The organism is Streptomyces sp. 11x1, assembly GCF_032598905.1.
Taxonomy (GTDB): domain Bacteria; phylum Actinomycetota; class Actinomycetes; order Streptomycetales; family Streptomycetaceae; genus Streptomyces.
Genome location: NZ_CP122458.1, coordinates 3,950,286 through 3,962,675 on the forward strand (window position 1 = coordinate 3,950,286; position 12,390 = coordinate 3,962,675).

11 protein-coding genes are annotated in these 12,390 nt (G+C 72.2%); 4 read left to right on the forward strand and 7 right to left on the reverse strand.

What is annotated here, in order from left to right:
- Positions 1 to 84: 84 nt before the first annotated feature.
- On the reverse strand, positions 85 to 939 hold the full coding sequence (locus P8T65_RS17100) for a bifunctional methylenetetrahydrofolate dehydrogenase/methenyltetrahydrofolate cyclohydrolase (protein WP_316726198.1): 855 nt from the start codon (positions 937 to 939) through the stop codon (positions 85 to 87).
- 283 nt (positions 940 to 1,222) lie between these two features.
- Here P8T65_RS17100 and P8T65_RS17105 point away from each other — a divergent pair, with 283 nt between their 5' ends.
- Positions 1,223 to 1,801 carry a hypothetical protein gene (locus tag P8T65_RS17105; RefSeq protein ID WP_316726199.1) on the forward strand — a complete coding sequence of 193 codons (579 nt, stop codon included), beginning with the start codon at positions 1,223 to 1,225 and terminating at the stop codon, positions 1,799 to 1,801.
- 63 nt (positions 1,802 to 1,864) lie between these two features.
- Here the strand turns inward: P8T65_RS17105 and P8T65_RS17110 are convergent, their stop codons facing one another.
- Positions 1,865 to 2,233, reverse strand: coding sequence for a peptidase inhibitor family I36 protein (locus P8T65_RS17110; protein ID WP_316726200.1), 369 nt, complete (start codon positions 2,231 to 2,233; stop codon positions 1,865 to 1,867).
- A gap of 387 nt (positions 2,234 to 2,620) precedes the next feature.
- Between P8T65_RS17110 and P8T65_RS17115 the strand changes: the two genes are divergently transcribed.
- Complete coding sequence (locus P8T65_RS17115) at positions 2,621 to 2,743, forward strand: peptidoglycan-binding protein (RefSeq protein WP_399099092.1); 123 nt, start codon at positions 2,621 to 2,623, stop codon at positions 2,741 to 2,743.
- A 115-nt stretch (positions 2,744 to 2,858) separates the two neighbouring features.
- Here P8T65_RS17115 and purH read toward each other — a convergent pair whose 3' ends face one another.
- Together purH and purN are read right to left on the reverse strand one after the other, a co-directional pair.
- Positions 2,859 to 4,421 carry a bifunctional phosphoribosylaminoimidazolecarboxamide formyltransferase/IMP cyclohydrolase gene (gene purH / locus P8T65_RS17120; RefSeq protein ID WP_316726201.1) on the reverse strand — a complete coding sequence of 521 codons (1,563 nt, stop codon included), beginning with the start codon at positions 4,419 to 4,421 and terminating at the stop codon, positions 2,859 to 2,861.
- Positions 4,418 to 5,047 (reverse strand): phosphoribosylglycinamide formyltransferase, encoded by a 630-nt coding sequence (purN, locus tag P8T65_RS17125; protein WP_316726202.1) that lies wholly within the window; start codon positions 5,045 to 5,047, stop codon positions 4,418 to 4,420. Before purN ends, purH begins: the two co-directional genes overlap by 4 nt.
- Before the next feature lie 372 nt (positions 5,048 to 5,419).
- Here purN and P8T65_RS17130 point away from each other — a divergent pair, with 372 nt between their 5' ends.
- The gene (locus P8T65_RS17130; RefSeq protein ID WP_184906476.1) at positions 5,420 to 6,214 is read left to right on the forward strand and encodes a hypothetical protein; all 795 of its coding nucleotides are present in this window, start codon (positions 5,420 to 5,422) and stop codon (positions 6,212 to 6,214) included.
- A 70-nt stretch (positions 6,215 to 6,284) separates the two neighbouring features.
- On the opposite strand, the gene P8T65_RS17135 is transcribed toward P8T65_RS17130, so the two are convergent.
- Positions 6,285 to 8,444, reverse strand: coding sequence for a DUF6350 family protein (locus P8T65_RS17135; RefSeq protein ID WP_316726203.1), 2,160 nt, complete (start codon positions 8,442 to 8,444; stop codon positions 6,285 to 6,287).
- A gap of 231 nt (positions 8,445 to 8,675) precedes the next feature.
- On the opposite strand from P8T65_RS17135, the gene P8T65_RS17140 reads away from it, so the two are divergent.
- Positions 8,676 to 9,638, forward strand: coding sequence for an RNA polymerase subunit sigma-70 (locus P8T65_RS17140; RefSeq protein WP_316726204.1), 963 nt, complete (start codon positions 8,676 to 8,678; stop codon positions 9,636 to 9,638).
- Between the two features lie 98 nt (positions 9,639 to 9,736).
- On the opposite strand, the gene sucD is transcribed toward P8T65_RS17140, so the two are convergent.
- Both sucD and sucC read right to left on the reverse strand, forming a co-directional pair.
- Entirely contained in the window at positions 9,737 to 10,621 is an 885-nt protein-coding gene (sucD, locus tag P8T65_RS17145) for a succinate--CoA ligase subunit alpha (RefSeq protein WP_230219659.1), read from the reverse strand.
- 19 nt (positions 10,622 to 10,640) lie between these two features.
- Complete coding sequence (gene sucC, locus P8T65_RS17150; protein WP_316726205.1) at positions 10,641 to 11,819, reverse strand: ADP-forming succinate--CoA ligase subunit beta; 1,179 nt, start codon at positions 11,817 to 11,819, stop codon at positions 10,641 to 10,643.
- Positions 11,820 to 12,390: the final 571 nt, after the last annotated feature.

The following is a 12,390-nucleotide window of genomic DNA, read 5'->3' on the forward strand; positions in this document are numbered from 1 at the left end:
CCGTCGGCCGACGCCCCTGGCCGTTCGGCCCGGCCGGAGGCCCTCGGTGGCCCCGGCCGTCCCGATGTCCCCTCCGCCCTGCCGTCAGCCGACACTGCGCTCCGCCGCCTCGACCACGTTGACGAGCAGCTGGGCGCGGGTCATGGGCCCGACGCCCCCGGGGTTGGGGGAGATCCACCCGGCGACCTCGGCGACCCCGGGGTGCACGTCCCCGACGATCTTGCCCTCGGCGGAGCGGGAGACACCGACGTCGAGCACGGCGGCGCCCGGCTTCACGTCCTCGGGCCGGACGAGGTGGGCCGAGCCGGCCGCCGCGACGATGATGTCGGCCCGCTTGAGGTGCGCGGCCAGGTCACGCGTACCCGTGTGGCACTGGGTCACCGTGGCGTTCTCGCTGCGCCGGGTCAGCAGCAGCGGCATCGGGCGGCCGATGGTCACACCGCGACCGACGACCACGACCTCGGCACCCTTGATCTCGACGCCGTACTGGCGGAGCAGGGTGAGGACACCGTTCGGCGTGCAGGGCAGCGGCGCGGGCTCGTTCAGGACGAGGCGCCCGAGGTTCATCGGGTGCAGGCCGTCCGCGTCCTTGTCGGGGTCCATCAGTTCGAGGACGCGGTTCTCGTCGATGCCCTTGGGAAGCGGCAGCTGCACGATGTATCCGGTGCACGCGGGGTCCTCGTTGAGCTCCCGCACCACCGCCTCGATCTCCTCCTGCGTGGCGGTCGCGGGCAGCTCGCGCTGGATGGAGGCGATGCCCACCTGCGCGCAGTCGCGGTGCTTGCCCGCCACGTACTTCTGGCTGCCGGGGTCCTCCCCGACCAGGATCGTGCCGAGTCCGGGCGTGACGCCCTTCTCCTTCAGCACCGCCACGCGGGCGGTCAGATCGGACTTGATCGCGGCTGCGGTGGCCTTGCCATCGAGAATCTGGGCGCTCATGGCCCCAATCTTCGCGGATGACCGGTGCCGGGTTCCAATCCGGTCACCAGGCGGACGCCTTCCGCCCCCTGCCTGTCCGTACGGAGCGTCCGTGCCGGACAAGATCGGATGTGTTGCACTTGCACAACACCCGCGGTATCTCCCTGGACATCCGGGCAGGCATATAAAACGATTGGGACACAGTGCCGCGGGCACTGCCGGGGGGCGTGACCAGTTCAAAAAGGCAGGCATTCCTCCGAACCGTGCCGCGCGTCCCGGCATCAGGCAACGGAGGAAACCCCGCATGAGCTTCGGCGACCCGAACAACCCGTACGGCCAGCCCCAGCAGCAGCCGCCCGCCCCGGGCTACGGCTACCCGCAGCAGAACCAGCCCCAGCAGCCGGGGTACGGCTACCCGACCGCCCCGCCGGTCTCCCAGGGCTACGGCGGCTACCCGGGCGTTCCCGAGACCATGCCCAGCACGGTGAACGCGGCCCGCATCATGCTCTGGGTCATCGTCGGCCTCCAGGTCGTCGGCGTGCTCCTGTACGGCATCGGCGCGATCGGTGTGGCCGCGGCCAGCGACAGCACCGAGGACCCGGCCCTCGCGGAGGCGCTGGGCAACATCCCCACCGGTCAGATGGTGGCGATCGCCGTCTTCGCGGTGGCCTGGCTGGTCTACGCGATCATGCTGGCCGTGAAGTTCAAGTCCGGCGGCAACGGCGTACGCGTCGCCGCGCTGGTCTTCGGCATCATCACAGCCGTCCTGGGCGTCTTCCCGTTCTTCCTGATCGGCCTGGTCCACCTGGTGCTGGGCATCCTGATCGCCGTCTTCGTCGGCAACGCCAACGGCAAGGCGTGGTTCAACCGCCCGCGCTACTGAGCGCCGCCGAGCACAGCGAAGGGCCGTACCCCGCGGAAGAAGGGGTACGGCCCTTCGGCGTGTTCACACCGGGCAGGTCCCGCTGGTCGGACGGGGCGTCACGGTGCGGACGACGCTGTCCCGAGTCTGTGTCTCGCCAGGGCGGAGGAGGTAGCTGAAGGTGCCGATCACGCAGTAGTCGATGCTCGTGCTGTTGGTGGCCTCGCCGACCCGCACCGAACCCAGCTGCGCCGCCGTCCCTTGCGCTGTGCGGTACACGCGGCCCGTGCCGTTCGGGTTCTCCGCGAGACACACGAACCCCTGCGGACACGGCACTGCCGCCGCCTCCTTCTGGGCGGCGACGGCGGTGCCGCCCATTCCCGTACCGAGCGCGGCCGTGAGCACCGCGCCGACGGCCACGACCCGGCGTAACCGATTCAACCTGCTGCGCATGGCGGAACCTCCTGAGTCCAGAGCGTTGTCCCCTCGGCCCTCGCAGCGGAACGCCAGCCTCTGCACCGGGGTATCGGCCATTCCGCCTGCAACGGCCACAGCCGCCACGGAGGGCGCGTCACACCACGAAAGAGACCGCCGTCCCTGGCGATCCCGGGCCGCCGACATGATCGTCATCAACCACGGCGGCGGCCGATCCCGCAAGCCCGCGCACTTCAACGGCAAGGCGTACACGGCAAGGGCAAAACGTGGAAGGACGTCATGAGCAAGAACTGCTGATACGGGGCGCCCGCGACGGCCCACCGGACCCGCTCCGGGGGCCGCTCCGGGGGCCCCTCCCGGCAGCGCCCGCACGGTACTCTCTCGTCAACTCGTGTTGCCCATGTAGTGGACGGCAAGTTCGGCAAGGACACGGAGTCGGCGGTCAAGCGGTTCCAGACCGCGAAGGGGCCGGAGATCGACGGCCAGGTCGGGCCCGACACCTGGGCGGCACTGCGCGCCACGACGTAGCGAGCGGCACGACGCAGCGAGTGGCCTGCCTGCCGCGCACGCGTGAGGCGTGGGGCCCGTCGGACGAACCGACGGGCCCCACGCCTCACACCTTCAGCGCATCCACTCAGTGGAATCAGTGGAAGAAGTGCCGCGTCCCCGTGAAGTACATCGTGATCCCGGCCTTCTGCGCGGCCTCGACGACCAGCTCGTCACGGACCGAACCGCCCGGCTGGACGATGGCCTTGACGCCGGCCGCACCCAGCACGTCGATGTTGTCCGGGAACGGGAAGAACGCGTCCGAGGCGACGTACGAGCCCCGCGCGCGCTCGGCGCCGGCCCGCTCGACAGCCAGCTTGCAGGAGTCGACGCGGTTGACCTGCCCCATCCCCACACCGACCGACGCGCCGTCCTTGGCGAGCAGGATGGCGTTGGACTTCACCGCGCGGCAGGCCTTCCAGGCGAACGCCAGCTCGGCCAGCTCGTCGGCGGAGAGGGCCTCGCCGGTCGCGAGGGTCCAGTTCGCCGGGTCGTCGCCGTCGGCCTGGAGCCGGTCGGTCACCTGGAGCAGCGCACCGCCGTCGACGGGCTTCAGCTCCACCGGCGCGGCGGGGGCGCCCGGCGCCTTCAGCACCCGGATGTTCTTCTTCTTGGCGAGGGCCTCCAGGGCCCCCTCCTCGTAGTCGGGCGCGACGATGACCTCGGTGAAGATCTCCGCGACCTGCTCGGCCATCTCCTTGCTGACCGGCCGGTTGACGGCGATCACACCGCCGAACGCGGACAGCGGGTCGCAGGCGTGCGCCTTGCGGTGCGCCTCGGCGACATCCGCGCCGACCGCGATACCGCAGGGGTTCGCGTGCTTGATGATCGCGACGGCCGGCTCGTCGTGGTCGTACGCGGCACGGCGCGCGGCGTCCGTGTCCGTGTAGTTGTTGTACGACATCTCCTTGCCGTGCAGCTGCTCGGCCTCGGCGAGACCGCCGGTCCCGGAGACGTACAGCGCAGCCGGCTGGTGCGGGTTCTCGCCGTAGCGCAGGGTGTGCGCGCGCTCCCAGGTGGCCCCGAGGAAGTCGGGGAACTGCGAGTCGTCGGCGGGCGCGTAGGACGAGGCGAACCAGGAGGCCACGGCCACGTCGTACGCGGCCGTGTGCTGGAAGGCCTCGGCGGCGAGCCGCTTGCGGGTGGTGAGGTCGAAGCCGCCGTCCTGCACGGCGGCGAGGACGTCCGCGTACCTGGCGGGGCTGGTGACGACCGCGACGGAGGGGTGGTTCTTGGCGGCGGCGCGGACCATCGAGGGGCCGCCGATGTCGATCTGCTCGACGCACTCGTCGGGGGTGGCGCCGGAGGCGACGGTCTCCCGGAACGGGTAGAGGTTCACGACGACGAGGTCGAACGGCTCGACGCCCAGCTCGGCGAGCTGACGCTGGTGGTCCTCCAGCCGGAGGTCGGCGAGGATGCCCGCGTGGACCTTGGGGTGCAGGGTCTTGACCCGGCCGTCCAGGCACTCGGGGAAGCCGGTGAGCTCCTCGACCTTGGTGACGGGGACGCCCGCGGCGGCGATCTTCGCGGCCGTGGAGCCGGTGGAGACGAGCTCGACACCGGCCTCGTGCAGCCCGCGGGCCAGCTCCTCCAGCCCGGTCTTGTCGTAGACGCTGACGAGCGCCCGACGAAGGGGCCGCTTGTTGATGTCGGCGGTCACTGGATAACTACCTTTCGTCCCTCAATGCGATAGCCGTTGCGGGCGAGCCGCCCCACGACATCGACGAGCAGCCTTCGCTCGACTTCCTTGATGCGCTCGTGCAGAGCGCTCTCGTCGTCCTCGTCCCGGATCTCCACCACGCCCTGCGCGATGATCGGCCCGGTGTCGACGCCGTCGTCGACGAAGTGGACGGTGCAGCCGGTGACCCGGGCGCCGTACGCCAGCGCGTCCCGCACCCCGTGGGTCCCCGGGAAACTGGGGAGGAGGGCCGGGTGGGTGTTGACGAACCGGCCGCCGAACCGCGCGAGGAACTCCTTCCCCACGATCTTCATGAACCCGGCGGAGACGACGAGGTCGGGCTCATGGGCGGTGACGGCCTCGGCGAGCGCCGCGTCCCACTCCTCACGCGTCGCGTGGTCCTTGACCCGGCAGACGAAGGTCGGCAGCCCGGCGCGCTCGGCGCGGGCGAGTCCCTCGATCCCGTCGCGGTCGGCTCCGACGGCCACGATCTCGGCGCCGTACGCCTCGACGCCGGTCGTCGCGATGGCGTCCAGCAGCGCCTGGAGGTTGGTGCCGGATCCGGAGACCAGCACGACGAGGCGCTTGGCCACGGGCTTGGCGGCCACGGTGGGGCCCTTTCTACGGGTTCTGCGGGGACGTTCGGGTCCGCCGACCGCGCCGGTGCGTGCGGTGCACCTGCGCGCTTGTGCATTCCTACGAATGCTTCGCGTCCCCCAATACGGGGAAGTCTACGAAGCGGCCGACCGTCAGCAACGATACCGGCACTTCGGACGGCCCCCGTGGGACGGGGGCGTGGCCGGGAGGTAGCGTCTGCCAGGAGCGGGCTCGGGAACGCGGTCGGTGTGCGGGGCGTTCACGGAGTGCCGGCTCATGCCCTACCAGTGGATTTCAGCGCCGAGATCGAGACCGGGGCCACCGCCGACGTCACCGCCGAGCACACCACCAACCGTATTCACCAAGGGGAAGACGCACTCCTGATGCCGGACCGCAGCCTCCGCCTTCCTTCGCTCCTGCTGCGCGAGCGGAGTTCCTCGCCCACGCCTCCGCGCGAGAGCGAGGACACCCCCGAGCAGCCCGGGCAGCCCGGGCGGGGCCAGGGCTCAGGCTCTTCGGACGACAATCCGTTCGCGCCGCCGCCCGAGGGCGCGCCCGACCGGCCGTGGCAGCCGCGCCGGCCCGACGGCCGGGGTTCCGACGACGGAGCGGGGCGCGGTGGTGGTCACTCGCCGTGGGGCAGTCAGTGGAGCGACCGGCAGCCCGGCCGCTCGTCCGGCGGACACTTCGGTGACCGTCCTGGTGGCCAGGGCGGACCGGGTGGGCCCGGCGGTTCCGGGCAGGGCCCCGAGGGCGGGCCGGGCAGTGGGCTGCGCTGGGACCCCACGGACCCGGCCCAGCGTCGCGCGCGGTACTCGTTGCTCAGCGGTATGTGGGCCTTCTTCTTCGCGCTCTTCGCCTGGCCGTACGTGGCGCTGCTGCTCGGTTCGCTGGCCGTGTACTGGGCCGTCAGCGCGCTGCGGGCGAAGCCGGCCACGCCGGACCCGTCCCGGCCTGCGGCGCCCGAGCCGAGCGGTCGCCCCCAGCGGACGGCGGCCATCAGCGGCCTGGTGACCTCCACGATCGCGCTCGCGATCGTCGCCATCACCTTCACGGCGCAGTTCGTCTACCGCGACTACTACACCTGCGTCGACGACTCCCTCACCACGGTCTCCGCCAAGTCCTGCAAGGACCTCCTCCCGGAGGGCCCGCTGCGGGAGATGCTGGGCGCGCAGTAGCCGCCCGGCACGGCGGTCAACGCCACGGAGGCGCCGCCGAGGACGACCACGGGCGGCGCCTTCGCACTGGTCAGGGTGCTTCTCCGGGCCGGAGCTCGGTGCCGGTGTCGACCCCTGGCGCACCCTCGGACGAGGGAGGGGCAGGGGCTCCGGTAGAGGCCGAGGCAGCGATACCTCCACCGAAGCCGCCGTCGCCGGAAGGGCCGGGGGGTCGATCACTCTCGCCCCCGAGCATCAACGCCTCGCGCAGCGCCGCCCAGCGGGCTTCACGCGAGGCGGGGTCCCAGACGGGCGGTGACGGGGAGACGGCGGCCCCTCGGACGGACGCGTCGGGGGTGGGACCGGCTCCAGGGTCGGTGCGGGGAACAGTGCCCCGGTCGGCGTGGGGAAGAGTGCCCGGGTCGGCGTGGGGAACGGTGACTGGGCCGGCGTCGGGAACGGTGCCTGGGTCGGCGTCCGCCTGTGGGGCTGCGGTGGGCGTGGAATTGGTCGGAGTCCGCAGTTCAGCCATGTGCGCCCCCGCCACGCCCTTCCGCGCTGTCGCACCCCGCGCTGTCTCTGCCCCCGGCATCTCCACCGCACCGCTCTCCACCGCGCCGCTCTTCATCGCGCCGCCCTCCGCCACGTCCCCCGCCTGACCCCGCCCGAACTCGGCCCCCCGCGCCCTCTCCGGCCCCACCTCAGCCGTCGGCGCGTCCAGCACCCTCTCCCGGCCCGTTCCGCTCTCCGGCACCTCCACCGCCTTACCGCGCCCCGGCGCCCCCGCCGCCCTCTCCCGCCCGGCCCCCCTCGCCCCCGGCACCCCCGCCGCCGTTCGTGGGCCGGTGGTCGGCGCGGCGGCCTTGGGCTTGCGGGGCCGTACCCGTGCCCAGCGCGTCGTCAGCGCGACCGGGAGCGCCACCGCTCCCACCCAAGCGCCGGCCGCGCCGCCCGCACGCCACCACACGGGACCGAAATCGGTGAGCGCGGCGACCCCGAGGGGCCCACCGGCGAGGTGGGCGAGGAAGGCGAAGGCGGCGGCGGACAGCAGCGCCGCGAGGAGAACCGCGGCGGCCGTACGCCGTCCGGACCACGGCTTCGACCGGTCGGCGGCGGCCCGGCCCGCGATGAACCACCCGACCGTCACCCCCGCGGCCAGCGGGACCGCCCCCACCACCCAGTACACCGGCGCACCCCCGCCCGCCGGAACGGCGGCGAGCAACGGGAAGGACGGCAGAAACGGGGCGGGAGCGGCCGCGCTCAACGGCGCGACGGTGTGCCCGGCGCTCAGCACGAAGCCGGGCCCGAGCGCGTACGCCGCCGCCCACAGCGCCGCGTTCGGGACGAGGGCGACGCAGAGCAGCAGGACGGCGAACCGCCCGGACAGCCCTTCGGTCAGCTGGAGGAACGAGTCACGGGTCGCCGTTCCGTGCCAGACCAGGGACACGGCCACCAGCAGGGCACCCCCACCGGCCAGGACGAGCACACCCGCCCCGGCGGCCCGTCCGGCGGTGGCCGCCAACTGCCGCCGCGCTTCCGTCCCGGGGGCGCCTCCGCGGAGCGCGGGCAGGGGCAGCCGGGAGCCCCGGCGCGCCGCCCATACCCCCGTGCCCGCCGCGAGCGCCGCCAGCAGCGACACGCAGAGCGCGGCCCACAGCCACGACGGCCGCAGCACGCCCCCGGAGGCGTACAGCGCGACCACCGCACCGACGGTCCCGTATCCGATGACGAGTCCGGCCCAGGTCACCCTGGCGCTCACCCCGGAGCCGTCCCCCGCGTGGTCGCGGGCCGAACGATGCAGCAGGACCACCGGCAGCGCGAGCAGGAGGAGGGGGACGAGGCCGACCGGGGCGGGGGCACCGGAGAGCGTGTCGGTGCGGACGAGTTCCACGCCGTGGGAGAGCAGCCACAGGGCCGCCGCCACGTGCAGCGCCCCACCGGGCCCGCTGTCCGGGTACGGCGAACTGATCCAGAGCACGGTCACGAGCGCGGTGAACACCGCACACCCGAGGCCCGCCGCGAGGGCTCCGCCCAGCACCCCGGAGACGAGCTTGGACGACCGGCGGCGCGCCCGTCGGAGCAACGGCGAGAGGGGGGACCGCGGCGACGACGAGTAGAGGGAGGCCGTCGACTCCCCCTGCCTGAGGGGCATCCCGGGTGCCGTGGACGATGCCGCCCAGGCGTGGCCGGTGGGGTGGCCCGGCCCGGTGGCCGGGTCGTTCGGGTCGGTCGCGTGCGTCACGTCGGCCATGCTCCCAACGACACGCGCTTTACCGGCGTAACGGACGTTTCCCGCACGTGTCGCTCAATATGTGCTTATGTGTTTTTTCGTACGAGGGTTGGTCCAACGGAGGTCGCCACGACGGGAGGCGACCCGGTGACCGCGCCCGGGGTCGAGCCCGGAACCGGACATCGAAACAGGACGGGAGCCGGGAGGGGAACCAGGGCTGGAGCCAGTACGGGCGTCGGTGTCGGCCTCGGCATGGGCGTCGGCGCCGAAAACGGAACCTCATCCGGAACTGCGGCCGCGCCTTCCGGTGAGCCGGCCGTCCAGGGCGGGGCCGAGTGGTATCAGCAGCCCCTCGGCACCTGCGCCGACGTCGGCGCCGAGGATCCGCCCTCGGCCTCGGTCCCGCCCCCACCGCGCCTGACGCCCGCCCAGGCCTTCGACGCGCTCTACGCGTACTGCGCCCCCACCCTCGTACAGCAGACCTATCTGCTCACCGGGCAGCGCCGGCTCGCGCGTGAGGCCGTCGAGCGCGCCTTCCAGCTGGCCTGGCACCGCTGGCCGGAGGTGGCGGTCGACCGCGACCCGGCGGGCTGGGTGCGGGCGGCGGCCCACGACTACGCCCTCTCCCCCTGGCGCCGTCTGCACCCCTGCACCTTCCAGCGCCGCGAACCACCGCCGACCGACCCCGCCGACCGCGCCCTGCTGACCGCCCTCCTGGAACTGCCGCCCCCGTACCGCCGGACCCTGCTCCTCTACGACGGCGTCGGCCTCGACCTGCCCGACACGGCCGCCGAGACGGAGGCCAGCACTCCCGCCGCCGCCGGCCGTCTCCTCTACGCCCGCGAGACGGTCACCGCCCGCCTCCCTCAGCCGGTCGCCCCCGACGACCTCAACCGTCTCCTCGCCGCGCTCCCGTCGGACGTCCGGCCCGGCCCGGCCCGGCCCGTCGACCTGCGCGCCCGGGCCGACCTGCACGCCCGGCGCTGGATCCACGCGGCGATCGCCTTCACCACCCTTCTCCTCACCACCACCGCCCTCACCCTCCACACCGCCCCCGACCACTACGAGCCTCCGGTCCCGCCGGGCGCCCCGGTCCAGGGCGTGCCCCCGCGAGCGGCCCCCGGCCCCCTCTCCAAGACCGAACAGAAGCTCCGGGCCAAGCTCAGGTCGGAGGCGGCCGCCGGGCCGGAACGCCTGCATCCGGAAGCCGACTGAGCGGCAACGCCGCCGGACCGGCCCCGCCCGGAGACGCCTGTGGGCCCGCACCCCGTGACCGGGGTGCGGGCCCACAGAAGGCTCGGCCGAGCCGAAGGTCAGCCGCCCAGGATCTCGCGCGCGAGCTTCGCCGTCTCGGTCGGCGTCTTGCCGACCTTGACGCCGGCGGCCTCCAGGGCCTCCTTCTTCGCGGCGGCCGTACCGGAGGAGCCGGAGACGATGGCGCCGGCGTGGCCCATGGTCTTGCCCTCGGGCGCGGTGAAGCCGGCGACGTAACCGACGACCGGCTTCTTCACGTTGGCCTTGATGAAGTCGGCGGCCCGCTCCTCGGCGTCGCCACCGATCTCACCGATCATCACGATCAGATCGGTGTCGGGGTCGGCCTCGAACGCGGCGAGCGCGTCGATGTGCGTGGTGCCGATGACCGGGTCGCCACCGATGCCGACGGCCGACGAGAAGCCGATGTCACGCAGCTCGTACATCATCTGGTACGTCAGCGTGCCGGACTTCGAGACCAGGCCGATGCGGCCCGGCTTGGTGATGTCACCGGGGATGATGCCGGCGTTCGACTGACCGGGCGTGATCAGACCCGGGCAGTTCGGGCCGATGATCCGGGTCTTGTTGCCCTGCGACACGGCGTACGCGTAGAACGCGGCCGAGTCGTGGACCGCGATGCCCTCGGTGATGACGACCGCGAGCGGGATCTCGGCGTCGATCGCCTCGACGACGGCCGCCTTGGCGAAGGCCGGCGGTACGAAGAGGACGGACACGTTCGCGCCCGTCTTCTCGATCGCCTCGGCGACGGTGCCGAAGACCGGGATCTCGGTGCCGTCGACGTCGACGCTGGTGCCCGCCTTGCGGGGGTTCACGCCACCGACGATGTTCGTGCCGTCGGCCAGCATGAGCCTGGTGTGCTTCATGCCCGTGGCACCGGTCATGCCCTGGACGATGACCTTGGAGTCCTTGTTGAGGAAGATAGCCATGGCTGTGTTCCCTCGTCCCTTACTTCGCAGCCGCGAGCTCGGCGGCCTTGTCGGCCGCGCCGTCCATGGTGTCCACGCGCTGCACCAGCGGGTGGTTGGCGTCGGAGAGGATCTTGCGACCCAGCTCGGCGTTGTTACCGTCCAGGCGGACGACGAGGGGCTTGGTGACTTCCTCGCCCCTGTCCTTGAGCAGCTGCAGCGCCTGCACGATGCCGTTGGCGACCTCGTCACAGGCGGTGATGCCACCGAAGACGTTGACGAAGACGGACTTGACGTCCGGGTCGCCGAGGATGATCTCCAGGCCGTTCGCCATGACGGCGGCGGAGGCGCCACCGCCGATGTCGAGGAAGTTGGCGGGCTTGACGCCACCGTGGTTCTCACCGGCGTACGCGACGACGTCCAGGGTGCTCATGACGAGACCCGCGCCGTTGCCGATGATGCCGACCTCACCGTCGAGCTTGACGTAGTTGAGGTTCTTCTCCTTGGCGGCGGCCTCGAGGGGGTTCGCGGCCGCGTGGTCGACGAGCTCCTCGTGGTCGGGGTGGCGGAAGTCCGCGTTCTCGTCCAGCGAGACCTTGCCGTCGAGGGCGAGGACATCGCCGGAGGCGACCTTCGCCAGCGGGTTGACCTCGACGAGGAGGGCGTCCTCCTCGATGAAGGTCTTCCACAGGGTGACGAGGATGTCGGCGACCTTGTCGGCGACCTCGGCCGGGAAGTTCGCGGCCTCGACGATGCCACGGGCGACCTCGGGGGTCACACCCACGTTGGCGTCGATGGGCGTCTTGGCGACGGCCTCGGGGCGGGTGGCCGCCACCTCCTCGATCTCCATGCCACCCTCGACGGAGGCGATGGAGAGAAAGGTGCGGTTGGTGCGGTCGAGGAGGTAGGAGACGTAGTACTCCTCGACGATCTCCGGAGCGGTCTCGGCGATCATCACCTTGTGGACCGTGTGGCCCTTGATGTCCATCCCGAGAATGTCCGTCGAACGGGCGACAGCCTCGTCCGGGGTGGCGGCGAGCTTGACGCCGCCGGCCTTGCCTCGACCACCGACCTTCACCTGAGCCTTGACGACCGACTTGCCGCCCAGCCGCTCGGTGATCTCGCGCGCCGCCTCAGGCGTGTCGATGACTTCACCGGCCAGCACCGGTACACCGTGCTTGGCGAAGAGGTCCCTCGCCTGGTACTCGAACAGGTCCACGCGCTTCCGTCCCTATCAGTGATCGCGGTTCGTTGGATGCGTGGGCGTGCCGCGAAGGGCAACGTGACGTCCGCCGAGAGTCACAAGGGAGGCGCACACGGTGTCCGAGCGCGCGGCATGTCCGTCTCGCAGGTTATCGCTGCTTCCGGAGGCCCCCTAAATCGAGGGTCACACCTGAGCGGTGATACCTGTCACATGATGCCGTGCTCACTGGCACCGCGTGCCGCGCGTGCGGAACCTCACCGGACGGGGGTACGTCCGGTGAGGTTCCCAGAGGCCCTCCACCGATGTGGAAAGGGCCCCCGACGGGCGATCTCCTCCCCATGGGAGACCGTCCGTCACCGCCCCCGACATCCGCCCGGACCGGGCCGACGGCTTTCGGCCGTCCGGGTTTCCGCACGGAGGGTCGGTCGACTGTGGCCGCGTCCCCTACGGCGGAGGGGCGGCGCGGTACACGAAAGGGGACGGGGATCGGGGTGACCTGAGGCCGGGAAGCGCGGGCGGAGCAGCCACCGCTCTTCGTGGTCCGCCGGTCCTCCGCACCGCGGAGGGGCGTCCGGACAGCGGGCCG